This window comes from Flavobacterium sp. CAN_S2, from assembly GCF_015752255.1.
Taxonomy (GTDB): Bacteria; Bacteroidota; Bacteroidia; order Flavobacteriales; family Flavobacteriaceae; genus Flavobacterium.
Genome location: NZ_JADOVA010000001.1, coordinates 843,264 through 858,489, shown reverse-complemented (window position 1 = coordinate 858,489; position 15,226 = coordinate 843,264). Strand labels below are relative to the sequence as shown.

Below are 15,226 nucleotides of genomic sequence, written 5' to 3'. Positions count from 1 at the left end.
CAATATTGAATTATTTAATAAAATAAATTATTCTTTAAAAGTGCTCAAAAAATCAATAGTGTTCTTAATTTTTAATTGCACACTTGGATGCGATGTTGATTTATTATCCTGACTAAATACCCTTTCTAGATCGGCCGAAAGGTTTTTAAAACTTTCAGGATTTAAGGTTCCTTTGGTTAATCTTAAAACAAACTCATCATCATCTTGAATACCTTCTGATTTATAAGGGACTTTATATTTTACAGCATAAGATTCTAAAAACCCAGCAGCTTCAACTTCGCTGGCAAACTCACTTATAATAGAATTATCTATAACAGTACCTGCCCATACTTGGCTTTCTGCTTTTATATGGGCATTAACAATCCCTTTCCCGTATAAGCAACTTACTCCGTACGAGCCACCTTTTTCATTTTTGTTCCGACCATCCACAATGCTGATTTTGCCTTTAGTAATTGAACCTCTTAATGGAAAATTATATAGATTTTCTCGCCAATTGAAGTCATAAGCAACCTTAAGAAGCTCTTCTAAACTTTTCATACTGGTGTCATTAGTCCAAAATACTACTGTGTCAGAAATATTTAAAGTGTTGAGTTTTGAATGAGATAGATCAGCAAGTATTTTTCCTTCAAACGGTTCTTGATATTTTCCTTGACCAATGGCAAATTCTATATCACGAAATATATGTCCCATTCTTCGGATCAATGTTTCCTCGTCATTATTTAGAATGAATTCCTTGAATCCTAAAAAATCAAAATAAGCTATAAATACTTCTTTCATTTAATTTCTCAATTTTAAAAATGTATCTTTTTTATCGATGTAGTAAGATGTATAGCCCTTGTTTTGACATTCTTCATCCCACATTTCTTGAATTACTTTACTTCGATTATAAATGTCATTCATCCCTTTTTCCCAACTTATCCAAACTTTTAAAGGTATTCTTCCTTCTTTTTTCCAATAATGTTCCTCAGCACAAAGATTGAAAAAATCATAAACGACCCCTTTAATCCTTATTTGATCTTCGGGTAAAAAAAAGTCAGAAAATGTTTTTGGTGAAGTACTTCCTAATAAGTTTAAATCACCATTTAATTCATTGTACCTGTTGTTGAACTCTGTAAACAACTCTTTTTGCATTTTATGACTAGCTAATTTATAATTTGAATAGTTATAAATTATAGTGATTATTAAACCACAACCACCTAGTATACTTGAAATAATTACTGCTTCGCTCATAAGTTTTTGCCTTCATTTTTCACTAATCTAATTCTTCCCGTTAACAAATTCTGCATCATACCTTGTTTAACTTGCTTCGATTTGTTTAGTTTGGTTTCTAGTTGTTCTATTTCAGTATCTATATCGCTTAAAATGGTGGCAATACGGGTTTGTTCTGATTTTGTATTAGGAAAAGTGATTGGACAGTTCAATACTTCATCTTTTCTCAAATTTGTTTGGCCACTGCCACTATCAAAGGATAGATAGTAGTCATTTCTATTTATCTTATAAAAAATAAATTTTTCATCAAAATCTTCTTTTGCTTTAAAAGCGCAAATTCTTTGATTAAGTGTGTATAAAGTATTTTTTTCAACTATAAAGCATTTAGCTAAAGCTTTTCCGTTTGGGATATCACTCATAACCATAGCGATTTCACCTTTATATAAAGGGCATAAATTCAAATTGGAATGTTTTACCACATTTCCATTTTGTGAAATAAATTTGGAATTTACAATAATATATCTTCCATTTTTATCTACTACATTTTCGTGAGCTGCACCATTTTTAAAATCAACTATATCCCCCAAGTTCTTCACTTTCCAACCTTTTTTTGGTTGTAATAATTCTTGCATAGCCCCTTGTTTGATTTGGCGTTTTTTGCCAAGTAATTGCTCTAAACTATTTATCCAATTATCGATATCGGACAAAGCTGTGGCAATCGCTGTTTGTTCTTTAAGGGATGGTTTTGGAAAATCAAAAAAGATAAAATCCTTTTGATATAAATGAGAAATTGTAGAACCAGCAGTTAGTCTATTAAGAAAGTCTTTAAAATATTCTGACATCAAAATGTAATAGAGATACCTAGAATTATAAATTTTACTAATTGGTCTAACTACAAAGACACCGCTATTTAAAGTTGTTTCTTTTGGGACTTTATCTACAAATGCAACTTTGCCAATTGTACCATCTTTGGTTACTAGAATATCATCTATTTTTACTTGAATATTCTTATCTTGGACATATCTTTCTTTTTCAACATAAACACAATTATCCCAGTCAATATACCCATCTTTAAAGTCTGTTCCTGTAATTAAGAAATAATCACCGCTTTTTAAGTATTCAGCAGTCGTTAATCCTTGCCAACCAATTCTTGCTTTTAAAGTTGATGATTTACCTAAATTTAAAACGTGCCAATCACTAGGTATAACACCAATTTCCGTTTGTTTATAACCGTTCTCTAGTTCCATACCAATCCCATTTTTTGTAAATGCTGTAAAACTTTTTCTTCTTGAGTTTTGGTTCTTTGGTTTAAAGCTAACAGCGTAGTGGAATAGCGGTCTGCTAATTCTTTTACTCTGCCGGTTAAACGTTGGCTGATGCCATCAATTTCGGTTTGTATATTGGCTTTTATGGTGGTGAGCCATTTGTCATCAATAACTAATGCTTTTACTTCATCGGGCGTAAGTTTACCAAATTGTTCTAAAGTCAATTGGTCTAATTGGTCTTCAAGGAATTTAATCTCTTTTTTGGTTTTGGCTTCTTTTTCAAATAATGTCAATACTTTTTCTAGCAACTCAACGGCTGCCTTTTCGATTTTGTCGTTTTTAATTTCCTTCAATCGTTTGGTAGCGGTGGCTTTGGTTATTTTGTTGTTATCATTAGTAGCATCAGCTAGAATGGCTTCCTCGCCGGTATGTTCTTCCTCTAATTCTGCAATTTCTATCTGTAGAAGCTCTAGTTCAGTTTGCTTTATTTGTAATGCTAATTCTTGATTAGTTAGGAATTTGTTGATGACCAATTTTTTTGGGATTAAATCGCAAACCCAACCTTTATCTATTTCTTTTCCTTTACTGTTTTTTTCGATTACACGTTTTACTTTAGCTTCCCAGCCATCTTCTACGATCAAATAGACATCATCTTTCATGGTTTCATCCCAGTAATTCATCAAATGTTGGTAGATGGTGTAATTGTCAACCAGTGCTTTTCCATGGTATTCATTAAGCAAAGCTTCCGAAAGTGAATGAATGAATTTTTTAGGTGCAGTTTCTAAGGTGATATCGGTTAAAGAGTTATAGACTTTAGATTTCCAGCTGTTATACGTTTTTTCTAATAATTCACTATATCCTTTAAATTCAGCATGTGAAAAAATGGTTTCTTTAATTTCAGATGGCGCAACAGTCAATTGTAAATAATTATCTGAAAATGGTTTGAATAAATCCTTTTGTAAATTAGGATATATTGTCCAAAATGATCCCAAATCATCTATATCGCGTTTAGGAATACCACCATTTAAGTGTGCAAATAAGTCTTGTATATCCTCACTTTCTTGGGTGTCAATATAACGGGGAATGTTTAGGTTGTATTCGTTTTTTTCTATTTCATCGAAAGTAACGAATCGAGCGAATTTGTCAGTGTCTTTTTCGTTATTAAATACATCAACAATTTTATGAATGTCTTGCTCACGCAAGCGGTTTTTGTTCCCATCTTTCATAAAACCCTTAGCAGCATCAATCATAAAGATACCTTTACGGTTTTCAGTATCTTCCTTGTCAATAACAATTATACAAGCAGGTATACCGGTACCGTAAAATAAGTTGGCCGGTAAACCAATGATACCCTTTATGAGTTTTCTTTCAATAATGTTTTTACGAATTTCTGCTTCAGCATTACCTCTAAATAAAACACCATGCGGTAAAATAATAGCCCCTTTTCCAGTGCTATTTAAGGATGCAATAATATGTAATAGAAAAGCATAATCACCATTTTTGTCTGGTGGTATTCCATACCCTCTAAAACGATTGTATTCATCATCTATTGGTGAAATGCCATTGCTCCAATTTTTAACTGAAAATGGTGGATTTGCCACGACATAGTCAAAACGTTTTAGTTTCCCGTTTTCTTTATGTTGTGGATCAGCAATAGTGTTTTTTCCAGCAATTTCAGCTTCTGGATGACCGTGTAGCCACATATTCATTATGGCTAAGCCCTTGGTGGCAATATCCTTTTCTTGTCCGTAAATCGTTAATCCTTTCTTTGATTCATCAACAACTTTCAATAAAAGCGATGCCGACCCGCATGTCGGATCATAAACTGTATAAGACGGTTTGTCAGCTTTGTCTACACTAATTACTTTAGCTAATATTCGTGAAACTTCTGAGGGCGTGTAGAATTGACCTTTACTTTTCCCACTATCCTGTGCAAAGTGTCTCATCAAGAATTCATAGGCATCACCTAATATATCATCATCTTCGGCGCGGTTGTTCTTGAAGTTTAAACCAGGGTTTTCAAAAATAGAAATCAGGTTAGTTAGTAAATCTATTTTTTCTTTGCCACTTCCTAGTTTGTCATCATCATCAAAATCTACCAGTTCCATGGATCCTTCCAATCCATTGGCAGCAAAAAGGGGTTTAAGTATTTTCTTGTTGATTTGTTCCCCTATATCCGATTTTCCTTTAAGGGCAATCATATCATCAAATGAAGCACCTTCCGGAACTTCAATCAGGCTATCTTTTTTATTACCGTATTTGTCGGAAACATATTTTACAAAAAGTAAGGTAAGTACGTAATCTTTATATTGAGATGCGTCCATCCCGCCTCGTAATTCGTCACAACTTGCCCATAATGAGCTATATAATTCTGATTTTTTAATTGCCATTGTAGTATGCTATTCTTAATGTTGAGAGTTTTTATTTAAAGAGATCATGTGCTGCTAAAGTAACCATTATTTTATTAACCCAAATGAGGGAAGCCGTAAAGAGTGATTTTTATTTATAATAAGTGGGTTTTAATATTTAGCTCAGTTTTTCAACAACTAAAACGCCTTTACTCATGGGTGAGCAAGGCTTGCGCTGTGATGGATTTTGCATTGGATTTATAAATCGATATCAGTTTAAGGTATTTTCTACTTAATTATTTAGATATAAAATGAACTTTTTAGGCAACGTACGCTATAAGGATTGTCAGGGCATTTTTAGCTAATTAAAGTAAGGTCTTGGCTTAATCAATTAAGTATATATTCTATGTCAAAATCAACAAATCAAGTTAAAAGGATCTCTACAAGACGTAAAATTGTAATTAGAAATAAATCTAATCTAACTCACCACCATTTATCAAAATTAATTAAATATCAATCTAATTATATCACTAATGATGTAACAGATAATGATGACAACAAATCACCTGAAATACCATATAATACAGGGGTTAATGCTGAAAAAGGTAGTGGTAAAACAGATGATATTTATACACAGTTTGCGACACTTTTTTTTAAGAATCAAAACACAATTTCCGTTCCGACAAAAGTGAAAACATTAATTGAGCGAGATTTACCTAAAAATATTTTAGATAGAATACACGGACAGGACAAAACGGTTGCAAATCGAAAGGTAGCTGTTGAATTGTGCTTGTTGTTTTTATCGCAATTGAGTTCTACCCATCGTAACATAAAAAACGGATCAAGTCCAAATGGGTGGAAATCTCTGCGAGCTGCATATTTACGACAATTACTGCGAATAAATGCAAAGACGTATCAATACGTTAAAGATGCATTACTATACGAATATGAAAAAGGACCCATACTCGAATGTTGGAACTATGTGGTTGATAAGCATAGTACCAAATATCGCTTAGGTGCTGCGTACAGAAGTAAAGGATTCGTTCCCTACAAATTACAAAGCGTTAAAGTGCAGGGATTGTTTAAAAAATCATGTCAACGTAAGTTAGTAGTAGCTAATGGCAATACGATTTGTATAAACTTGCTTGAATTCTATAAAAGTATAGTCCTGCCTACCGAAGATGAAATTCTTATAGAAGCTAAGAGGCTGGTAAAAATAGGACTTCCCAATAAAAAAGGTAAGATGCTCATTTTTAATAATAAAAAAGGTAAAGCTTACTATCAGAATCCGGATAAACTTGTTTTTGTGGAAGATTCTTTGAAAGTATTTGAGTATTTAACGAAAAATGGGTTGCTTATACCGAGACCAGGAAATGAGAAGAGTGGTGGTAGAATAGTAGATTCATTCACCCTTATGCCAGGTTGGATTAGGAAATTAATTAAGATTAATGGTCTGTCAGTTGCCGAAGCAGATTATTCTTGCCTGCATCCGAATATAGCAATGAAGCTATATGGTGGAAGCACCAGAAATTTGAAGCATACAGATTTGTGTAAAGAGACTGAAGATGAAAAGATTAAAGAGGAACTAGCACTAGTAAAGAAGGAACACTTATCCTTTTTCAACAAAACGGTCTGGCAAATGAAGCAGTCACCGTTGTTCGATTATTATCACAAACAGGAATCATCCATGTTGCATGCAATTATTGAGGAAAAAAATAGTAGCGCGTTCGAACATAAGATAACTTCCCGCCGCCTATTTGCCAAAGAGGTTCAGATGATGACAGAGGTTGTGTCAAGACTAAATGAAGAAGGAATTTTTGTTGGCTATATTTATGATGCGTTATTTTTTGATCCAGTATTTTCTCAAAAAGTAATTGAAGTCATGAACGAAGTTGCGGTTGATTTATCGGTGTTTACAACTGCCGATTTAGTTTAGTAAAATAATGACATCTAAGAAATCGTTTTGATAAGTACTGTTCTATTATTGGAAATAAAAAGAGGCACAGAAATCCTTTTGGTGAATGTCTTTACGAGTTACGTACTTCGTTATTCAATTTTTATGAGGATAAATTAGAATTTATATTGAAAGCGGATCCAATTAATTTACTTTAATAATGGCAACTTTTCCCAATTAAATCAAGGTTTTATTTTTGAAATAAAGTATTTCGAAAAAAAATATTAAAATTTTCTAAACTTTTTTGACTAATAAAGATATATCATTTATAACTTTTAAATAATTTAAAAAAATGACTCAAAAAAGAATTGAATCGGTATGCAAAAAACACGGAATAACAAACTATGTTATCAATAGAGATAGAAGTATAGATGTACACGGAAATGTCGATATTTCCAATCAAAATTTAAACAAACTGCCCCTGAAATTCAGAGCAATTATTGGAAGTTTTGATTGCTCTAGTAATAATTTGACTTCGCTTGTCGGTGCGCCGAAATCTGTTGGGAAACATCAAAAATGTGATGATGATGATTTTTTATTCTATCTGGTGAGTACAATGGGGTTTGATTGTTCACATAATAAATTAACTTCTTTAGTTGGTGCGCCAGTTAAAGTCGGTGGTGATTTTGACTGTGCTTACAATCGATTGGATTCCTTAAGTGGTATAACTAGTAGAATTCATCTTAGCCTATATTGCTCAAATAATCAGCTAACTAGTCTTGAAAATGGGCCGACTAAAGTTGGCGAGGATTTTGACTGTTCGAACAATAAATTATCTGATTTAGTCGGGGTAAATAAACGACTTAAATATGATTTTAATTGTTCTAATAATTTATTGACTACAATAGAAGGATATCCGAAAAAAGTCGACTCTTTTGACTGCTCTAGTAATCAATTGTCTACATTAGAAGATTGCCCAAAAAAAGTACATTGCGTTTTTAAATGCAAAAACAATCCTCATTTGAAACACAGTATTTTTTGGTCAACGAGATTTTATCAAATAAATTGTGATGATTATCTTATAAGGGGATACCAGCGAGAAAGTGCAATTCTAGAAATACTGAAATCCAAACCTCTCTAAGAACTATAATTAATGGGGCTCAAAGCCCCATTAATAATGATAAACCAAATGTAAAACGAAAATAACGTTGTATCCTATGGTAAGCACGCAACCAAAAAAAATATTTCAATTAAATTAATCCTAAAATAATAAAAAATGAAAATAGATGCAATCGCTAGTAAAATATTGAAAATAATCACAATGACAGATAATGAGCAACTAGCTTTTCGGCTAATAATTATTTGTTCAGAAATTAATCCGTGTCATTTCATGACAATATTTCAGGCCTGTAAACTTTCGCAAAAATTAGCCGAAATAGGATTGTCGAATTCTATCACTATGGGAAGCGGGTGGAAAGAATCAAAATGGAAATTAAATGAAAATGCCATATCTAATTATATTATATGCCAACGGACCCAAGCAATAGAGGAATTACTATCGTAGCAACTTTTAAAAATCTAACAGTAAAACTAAAAAATGACCGCTCGATAAATTTTGAGGGGTCATTACAACTACCAGTGCTTTTAAATTGGAATTTTATCTATTCTTAATTTTAATTTTTGCATTTCTTCACTTACTTTCTTTTGGACTACTTTCCCATAGCTTTCCTGAGTGATTGTCATATTCGAATGACCTAATAATTCGGATACTATTTCCATTGGAACATCATTGTAAAGTAAAACGGTTGAGGCAAATGTCTTTCTAGCGGTGTGGTGTGTAATCCTTTTATCAATTTCTGTAATGATTGCAATTTCTTTAAGATAGGCATTGAATTTTTGATTGCTTAAGACGGGGAATACGAAATTACTCTCTACTAAATACTTATCGATTATTTCCTGTGCTTTTGGAAGAATTGGAATAGATATTTGACGTTGTGTTTTTTCTCGTTTCATTTGGATCCACTTCATGTTGTCGAAACCTGGCTGAATATTTTTTATTTTCAGATGTGCCATTTCATTATAGGCTAATCCTGTATAACAGCAAAAAATAAATAAGTCTTGGATTATGCTTAATCTTTTTGGTTGGAAAGTGGATTCTTCAATGATTTTGAGTTCTTCCGTAGTAAGGAATATGACCTCTTTGTGTACTTTTTTTGATTTATATAATATAAATGGGTCTCTGTCTAAATAACCTTCAGAAATGGCTTGTTTTATGGGTGTTCTAAGTCTTTGAATGATTTTATTAATGGTGATTTGCTTGATGTATTTTTCTGTCTTCAGGTAGTAGTCAAAATCATCCAGAAACCGCAGGCTTAATTCTTTTAAAGGGAAATCTGATTTTTTAAAGTTCCATTTTATGAACGCTTCTAGATGGTTTCCAACATAAACGAATTTTTCATAGGTGTTTTCTTTTATTTCGATATCAACTAATTTTTGTATTCTTGAAACATATTTCCTGTAACAAGATAATATATATTCTTCTTTTTTGAGTGGTATTCCTTTGTATTCATTGTAAATGTCGTCTATTTTTAATGGTATCCCCTGAAGTTGAAATACCAAGGCAATGTTGTAAATCTTGACTTGAATTCGCTCTAGTTGTCCGTTTATGTATTTGTGGTTTGCCTCTTGAGTCGTTACTTCTTGAAGTTTGTTTCCCCAATAGTGCGGGTTTACAAAGAGCCCGGTTGCAAATTGTTTTCGCACTTTGTTAAGTGTAATTCGGCAACTGACCGGACATAATCCTCTTTGATTGATTTTGGCTGTATTTATTACAAATAGAATTGTGATTTTTTCATAGTTCATATTACATTATTTTGAGTTATACGATAGTTAGATCTACTCAAATTTAATAGTAAGTGAAGTGATTTATATGGTTCTAAAGTTAATTCTTCAAAAAAACCGTCGTTAAGTGTTTTTCTGGCTAATGTAATAATAACTTTTTGTTGATATAGCAAAAGCGGGACAAGTTTTTCGCAGTAATGTAATTCTTGATTTCTTAATTTTTTTTGGCAACTTTTTTTTACGAGTGTAGGCAAAGGTGCTGTTATTTCGGTTATATAATTCATCACTTTTTTTTAATGTAATGAGTCCTAAATCCTTAATCAAAATGAAAAATTTCTGAAAAAATTTTAAAGTTTTGCACAGGAAAATGAAAACTTCTTTATCATAACTTAGTTCTAACTTCCAATCTACAGTAATGCAACCCTCAGATTGAAAAAGTCCATGTACCGTTGTATTTAGTAAATTTTCAGTCTTTTTAAAAATTTGCAGTAATAATTCATGATTTTCTTCGGAATAAAATTCAAAAGTTAGAGTTGAATATTGTCCGCCTTTATTTTCCGATAAGATAAATTTTAATGATCCAAAAGTTGGTTTATTTACGTCTATCGCACACATCCAAATATTAAAATTTTCTATGTAAAAAGGACCGTGTACTGTATTAAGAATATTTGTTTTAATTTGATTACTTATATTTAAGAGAAATTTTTCTGCTAAGTTTTCCATCTTTTAAGTATTATAGTATTTTTTTTAGATGTTTATATAACCAATTATCTTACTTAAATTAGATTAAATTAAATATATCATTTTGTACAATTATATCATCATTCGTTTCAAAAAAAAGAACGTACGGAATTGTCTATCTTAAATAATTTCATCTACGTAACAGAAATATAAAATCATGAAAAAAGATGCATGATAGTTATAAAATGAACATTTTGTATGAACTAATTATTTCAAGTTTAAAATGGTTTCCGTTATAATTATTTTCACGGTAATTTGAAAGTGTATATCCTGTTAGTGGGACAGTATTAATCGATTGATTATGCAACTTTTTATTGAAGTTGGCAGATCCAATGAAGTTAAAGTAATTTATAAAATATTATAGAGACTATATATAGAATAATCAAATCGTGAGTTTCCGAGTTCAAAATTTTATTCAGTTATTACTCTTTTAAATTATAATTTGTTTAATATTTATACAAATCAGAGTTCTTACTATTTAGAACATTAATGAAGTTTACGGCCTTAGAAGCCAATTCTGTTTTGTCGTAACGATCAACAATTGACTGTGACTTGTTTTTTGGATGCGTTATAGGTTCGATTTCATTACTTGTAATACCGAGATCTTTCAGATTAGTGATAAATGTGCTGCGACAGTCGTGTGGCCCGAAAACATCACATAATTTTTCTTTGAATAAGACAGCGTTATCAACTGTGTAGTAATATTTTTTTATACCAACTAGGTTCTCGAATTTTAGGAATTTAAGAAATTTGGTAATGTCTTTTCTAATATTAGATTGCGCAGGGAACTTAGGGAATAAGTTTTTGTTTTGATTTAGTAAATCTTTTAATGGGGCCAATATCGGAATTGTTACTATTAGCTCATCTTTATTTTCTTTGTTTTTTCTAATTTTAGTCGTGAAACAAAAGTATTTTTTTGAATTATGCATTTGATGTTTAGGTTCTACTTTATATAAAAATTTCATATCGCTAATTCGTAATCCAGTAAATGAAGATATAATAAAATAGTTACGTGCATGGGTGAATTCTTTTGATAAACTTACATCGGTATTAATGATGGTGATAAGTTGTTCGGTAGTCAAAACTATATCATTTTTTATTTCTCTCTCTTTTATCTCGTAATTTTCATGAAGGTGGTTAAAGCCAATTTTAATGTTATTTTTATAAGCGGAATTAAGAATGGCTTTAAAATGATTGTTTTCTTTGACTATAGTATTATGAGCGTAATATTCGCCATTTTCAATTTTATGTAAATCATTTATTACTTTGAAAAAATCTAAAAATATTTCGCCAGTTAATTTACCGAAGGTTAGTATTGTGTTTTTTTTTGTTTCGTAATTTTTGATATGGTTTTCTAGATTTGTATATTGCTTTCCGGTAGCTTTAGACCATCTTTGGTTGGATGTTATTTCAATAGTAGTTCTTCTTGTTACTTCGTCGGAAATGTATTTGGTGATACTAATGTCTTTACTTGTGTCTTTGCTTTTTCCTAGTTTTTCAAGAATTATAGTTTTTAATTCATTCGTAGTAGGTAGTCCATTGTGTTCGTTTTCGAAAATTTGTAATTGTTCTGTGCTAGTGGTTTTAATTTTGCTGAGTGCATTGTTTAATCCTACGCCATTTTTCCTGACATGTGTTGTATTACCGCAATATTTTTCACGATCCCAGTCCTCTTTTCTAATTGTAAATCCAGTCGACAATTTTAAGGGTAAGTATTTGTATTTTTCTGTTTTTACATCGTATTCTCTGAGTCCGTATGACAAGTTTAAAAAGATTAAATGTTCACCAGTCTTGTTTGGTTTTGATTCCAAAAAAAAAGAAAATTTAGGGTCCGTCATAGGTTGAAAAATTTCATAGTATTTCACGTAGTAATTCACGTAGTAAAAGTATAGTATAATATGATATTTAATGGTATTAAATGGAATATTATTTTTATTGGAATCTTAGTTAACCCTTTATTATGATGTGGGTTGAAAGGATTTGGTGTTTTATGTTGTGTTAAGATATTTGTCCTTGTAGACCAACGTAAAACCCCTCAATTTGAGGGGTTTTTTTTATGCCTATAATTTAAAAAAGGTTTTGTTGACTTAGTGTTTGTTTGACTTTGCAAGTGAATATCATGATTGCGATTGCTTTTTAATAAATTCAAATTCAGGAATTTATTAAATTTTGAACGTTATAACAGGTTTAGTAGTGTGATTCACTAAGTCTTCGCTGATACTTCCGTTAAAGAAATGAGCCAATCCGGTTCGGCCATGGGTGCAAAGTCCAATTAAATCAGCGTCAATTGTTTTTGAGAAATTGGTGATGCCGTTTTCGATATTGGTATCATTAAAAATATGTAGGGAGTAGTTTTTAATATCATAGTTTTCAATAAAATCCTTCATTGTTTTTTCGGCACTAAGTGTAGTTTTGAAACTATTTGGAGTGCAAATCATAACTAAAAATAGATTTGTATCAAAAATCTCAATGAATTCTACCATTTTTTTAAACGGTTTTCTAATTTCTTTTGAAAAATCAGAAGCGAAGACAATATTCTTGAAATTTAATTCGCCAACATCTTTTTTTATTACTAAAACTGGTATGTCAGAGAGGCGCACCACTTTTTCGGTATTTGAACCTATAAGAACTTCTTCGATGCCTGAAGTTCCATGTGATCCCATGATTATTAAATCAATTTTGTTCTTTTTGTTAAAAGATAAAATCCCATTAAAAGCTCTTTCGAATTGAACCGAAGCATTTACGGAAACTCCATTCAGGTAAGGTTGTTCTTTGATTTTTTGGAGCTTTTCATTTGCTTTTTTAATGAATAACATTACTTCGGGAATACTGCCTCCACTTGTTATTGCATCATTCATCTGGTTGGGCAGTTCTAATAAATGGAGCAAGAATATTTCGCATTTATTTTTTTTTGCAATTATGGCTGCTGCTTTTAGAGCATTTTCAGCATGTTCGGAAAAATCGGTTGGAACTAAAATGCGTTTCATAATTAGAAAGTGTTAAATTATGGTAAGAACTGTTATTTTAATGCACTAATAAAGATAAGAAATATTTTAACAGCAACTGAATATTTTAAATTATAAAAAAAAAGACTATCTTTGCACGGTTATTTATTAAAATCTAGATAATGAGGGGACTAAATGTCCCCTCTTTTTATAAAAAATATGACATTTAAAGAAAAAGTAAATTCGTTGTTGGCAGAATGCCTTTTAGAAAAGCCATCAATTTTTTTGATAGACCTAGTTATCACTGATGCTTTCAAGGTTATTGTAACTTTAGACGGGGATAATGGTGTGGCGCTTCAAGATTGTATTGATGTAAGCCGATTTATAGATAATGAGTTAGATCGTGAGGAACAAGATTATTCTTTGGAAGTAGCGTCAGTAGGAGTTGGTTCGGCATTGAAATTAGTAAGACAATATAAGAAAAATATAGGAAGAACATTGATTGTGAAGACTGGGACAGAAATAATTGAAGCAGAATTAGTGGATGCTAATGATGATTTTGTAATTTTGTCTTGGAAAGCAAGAGAGCCTAAAAAAATAGGGAAAGGAAAGGAAACAGTTCAAAAAGAACTTCAGTTACCTTACGCAGATATAAAAGAAGCAATTGTTACAGTAACATTTTAATTAAAGAATTCGCATGGAAAATTTAGCATTAATCGATTCATTCTCAGAGTTTAAAGATGATAAACTTATTGATCGTGTAACGCTTATGGCAATTTTGGAAGATGTATTTAGAAATGCATTGAAAAAAAAATACGGATCAGACGATAATTTCGATATTATTATAAATCCTGATAAAGGAGATATGGAAATTTGGAGAAGAAGAGTAATCGTTGCAGATGAAGACCTGGATTTTGAAAACGAAGAAATTACCTTAACAGAAGCAAGAAAAATTGAAGCTGATTTTGAAATTGGTGAAGAAGTTTCCGAAGAAGTGAAATTAATTGATTTAGGAAGAAGAGCAATTTTGGCTTTACGCCAAAACTTAATTTCTAAAATTCATGAGCACGACAATACAAATCTTTACAAGCAATTTAAAGATTTAATTGGCGATATTTACACTGCTGAAGTACATCATGTACGTCCTAGAGTTGTTATTTTAGTGGATGACGAAGGAAATGAAATTGTTTTGCCAAAAGAAAAACAAATCCCTTCTGACTTTTTCCGTAAAGGCGATAATGTTAGAGGAATAATAGAAAGTGTTGAACTAAAGGGAAATAAACCTCAAATTATTATGTCTAGAACTTCTGAGAAGTTTTTAGAAAAATTATTTGAACAAGAAATCCCGGAAGTTTTTGACGGTTTAATCATGGTTAAAAAAGTAGTAAGAATTCCAGGTGAAAAAGCAAAAGTAGCTGTAGATTCTTATGACGACAGAATTGATCCTGTTGGAGCTTGTGTAGGTATGAAAGGTTCTCGTATTCACGGAATTGTTCGTGAGTTAGGAAATGAAAATATAGATGTTATCAATTACACGAGTAACATACAATTGTTTATTACAAGAGCGTTAAGTCCAGCTAAAGTTTCTTCGATTAAAATCAATGAAGACACTAAAAGAGCGGAGGTTTTCTTGAAGCTTGAAGAAGTTTCAAAAGCAATTGGTCGTGGTGGACACAACATTAAATTAGCTGGTTTATTGACTGGTTATGAATTAGACGTTATTCGCGAAGGAGATGTTGCTGGTGCAACTGCTGATGAGGATGATGTTGAATTAACTGAGTTTTCAGATGAAATTGAAGACTGGGTTATTGAAGAGTTTGCAAAAATTGGTTTGGATACAGCAAAAAGTATCTTGAAACAAGATGTAGAAGATTTAGTAAGAAGAACAGACCTAGAAGAGGAAACGATTCTAGATGTAATGAGAATATTGAAAGAAGAATTTGACAGTTAGTCAATGAGTCTTCAACGATAAACATGCCATTT

General features: G+C 31.5%; 13 protein-coding genes. 5 read left to right on the top strand and 8 right to left on the bottom strand.

Translation table 11 applies throughout. The features are described from left to right. Positions 1-27: 27 nt before the first annotated feature. Genes IWX80_RS03820 through IWX80_RS03805 form a run of 4 tightly spaced genes read right to left on the bottom strand, consistent with a single transcriptional unit; the run spans position 28 to position 4,864 of the window. The gene (locus IWX80_RS03820; protein ID WP_196852229.1) at positions 28-777 is read right to left on the bottom strand and encodes a hypothetical protein; all 750 of its coding nucleotides are present in this window, start codon (positions 775-777) and stop codon (positions 28-30) included. Continuing rightward, positions 778-1,230: a hypothetical protein gene (locus IWX80_RS03815; protein WP_196852228.1), complete on the bottom strand. Its 453-nt coding sequence runs from the start codon at positions 1,228-1,230 to the stop codon at positions 778-780. Beyond that, positions 1,227-2,456 (bottom strand): restriction endonuclease subunit S, encoded by a 1,230-nt coding sequence (locus tag IWX80_RS03810; RefSeq protein WP_196852227.1) that lies wholly within the window; start codon positions 2,454-2,456, stop codon positions 1,227-1,229. The genes IWX80_RS03815 and IWX80_RS03810 overlap by 4 nt, the downstream gene beginning before the upstream one ends. Continuing rightward, the gene (locus IWX80_RS03805; protein WP_196852226.1) at positions 2,447-4,864 is read right to left on the bottom strand and encodes a type I restriction-modification system subunit M; all 2,418 of its coding nucleotides are present in this window, start codon (positions 4,862-4,864) and stop codon (positions 2,447-2,449) included. The genes IWX80_RS03810 and IWX80_RS03805 overlap by 10 nt, the downstream gene beginning before the upstream one ends. A 364-nt stretch (positions 4,865-5,228) precedes the next feature. Here IWX80_RS03805 and IWX80_RS03800 point away from each other — a divergent pair, with 364 nt between their 5' ends. The 3 genes from IWX80_RS03800 to IWX80_RS03790 all read left to right on the top strand — a co-directional run bounded on the left by IWX80_RS03800 (position 5,229) and on the right by IWX80_RS03790 (position 8,280). Beyond that, a complete protein-coding gene (locus tag IWX80_RS03800) occupies positions 5,229-6,758 on the top strand; it encodes a hypothetical protein (protein WP_196852225.1) in 1,530 nt (509 codons plus the stop codon). Positions 6,759-7,068: 310 nt separating this feature from the next. Beyond that, a complete protein-coding gene (locus tag IWX80_RS03795; protein WP_196852224.1) occupies positions 7,069-7,857 on the top strand; it encodes a hypothetical protein in 789 nt (262 codons plus the stop codon). Positions 7,858-7,992: 135 nt separating this feature from the next. Continuing rightward, a complete protein-coding gene (locus IWX80_RS03790) occupies positions 7,993-8,280 on the top strand; it encodes a hypothetical protein (protein ID WP_196852223.1) in 288 nt (95 codons plus the stop codon). 80 nt (positions 8,281-8,360) lie between these two features. Here the strand turns inward: IWX80_RS03790 and IWX80_RS03785 are convergent, their stop codons facing one another. From IWX80_RS03785 to IWX80_RS03770, 4 genes are all read right to left on the bottom strand, one after another. Further along, positions 8,361-9,578, bottom strand: coding sequence for a tyrosine-type recombinase/integrase (locus IWX80_RS03785; RefSeq protein ID WP_196852222.1), 1,218 nt, complete (start codon positions 9,576-9,578; stop codon positions 8,361-8,363). A 102-nt stretch (positions 9,579-9,680) separates the two neighbouring features. Beyond that, positions 9,681-10,280 (bottom strand): hypothetical protein, encoded by a 600-nt coding sequence (locus IWX80_RS03780; RefSeq protein WP_196852221.1) that lies wholly within the window; start codon positions 10,278-10,280, stop codon positions 9,681-9,683. A gap of 464 nt (positions 10,281-10,744) precedes the next feature. Continuing rightward, entirely contained in the window at positions 10,745-12,109 is a 1,365-nt protein-coding gene (locus IWX80_RS03775; protein ID WP_196852220.1) for a phage integrase SAM-like domain-containing protein, read from the bottom strand. Positions 12,110-12,460: 351 nt separating this feature from the next. Further along, positions 12,461-13,285, bottom strand: a complete 825-nt coding sequence (locus IWX80_RS03770; RefSeq protein ID WP_196852219.1) for a universal stress protein — start codon at positions 13,283-13,285, stop codon at positions 12,461-12,463. A 177-nt stretch (positions 13,286-13,462) separates the two neighbouring features. On the opposite strand from IWX80_RS03770, the gene rimP reads away from it, so the two are divergent. Then, positions 13,463-13,927: a ribosome assembly cofactor RimP gene (gene rimP, locus IWX80_RS03765; protein ID WP_196852218.1), complete on the top strand. Its 465-nt coding sequence runs from the start codon at positions 13,463-13,465 to the stop codon at positions 13,925-13,927. Between the two features lie 13 nt (positions 13,928-13,940). Continuing rightward, a complete protein-coding gene (gene nusA, locus IWX80_RS03760; protein WP_196852217.1) occupies positions 13,941-15,194 on the top strand; it encodes a transcription termination factor NusA in 1,254 nt (417 codons plus the stop codon). The last annotated feature ends 32 nt before the right edge of the window (positions 15,195-15,226 follow it).

Coding starts and splice junctions, on each gene's coding strand:
- IWX80_RS03820 (WP_196852229.1), bottom strand. CDS start 777: ATGAAAGAAGTATTTATAGCTTATTTTGATTTTTTAGGATTCAAGGAA.
- IWX80_RS03815 (WP_196852228.1), bottom strand. CDS start 1,230: ATGAGCGAAGCAGTAATTATTTCAAGTATACTAGGTGGTTGTGGTTTA.
- IWX80_RS03810 (WP_196852227.1), bottom strand. CDS start 2,456: ATGGAACTAGAGAACGGTTATAAACAAACGGAAATTGGTGTTATACCT.
- IWX80_RS03805 (WP_196852226.1), bottom strand. CDS start 4,864: ATGGCAATTAAAAAATCAGAATTATATAGCTCATTATGGGCAAGTTGT.
- IWX80_RS03800 (WP_196852225.1), top strand. CDS start 5,229: ATGTCAAAATCAACAAATCAAGTTAAAAGGATCTCTACAAGACGTAAA.
- IWX80_RS03795 (WP_196852224.1), top strand. CDS start 7,069: ATGACTCAAAAAAGAATTGAATCGGTATGCAAAAAACACGGAATAACA.
- IWX80_RS03790 (WP_196852223.1), top strand. CDS start 7,993: ATGAAAATAGATGCAATCGCTAGTAAAATATTGAAAATAATCACAATG.
- IWX80_RS03785 (WP_196852222.1), bottom strand. CDS start 9,578: ATGAACTATGAAAAAATCACAATTCTATTTGTAATAAATACAGCCAAA.
- IWX80_RS03780 (WP_196852221.1), bottom strand. CDS start 10,280: ATGGAAAACTTAGCAGAAAAATTTCTCTTAAATATAAGTAATCAAATT.
- IWX80_RS03770 (WP_196852219.1), bottom strand. CDS start 13,285: ATGAAACGCATTTTAGTTCCAACCGATTTTTCCGAACATGCTGAAAAT.
- rimP (WP_196852218.1), top strand. CDS start 13,463: ATGACATTTAAAGAAAAAGTAAATTCGTTGTTGGCAGAATGCCTTTTA.
- nusA (WP_196852217.1), top strand. CDS start 13,941: ATGGAAAATTTAGCATTAATCGATTCATTCTCAGAGTTTAAAGATGAT.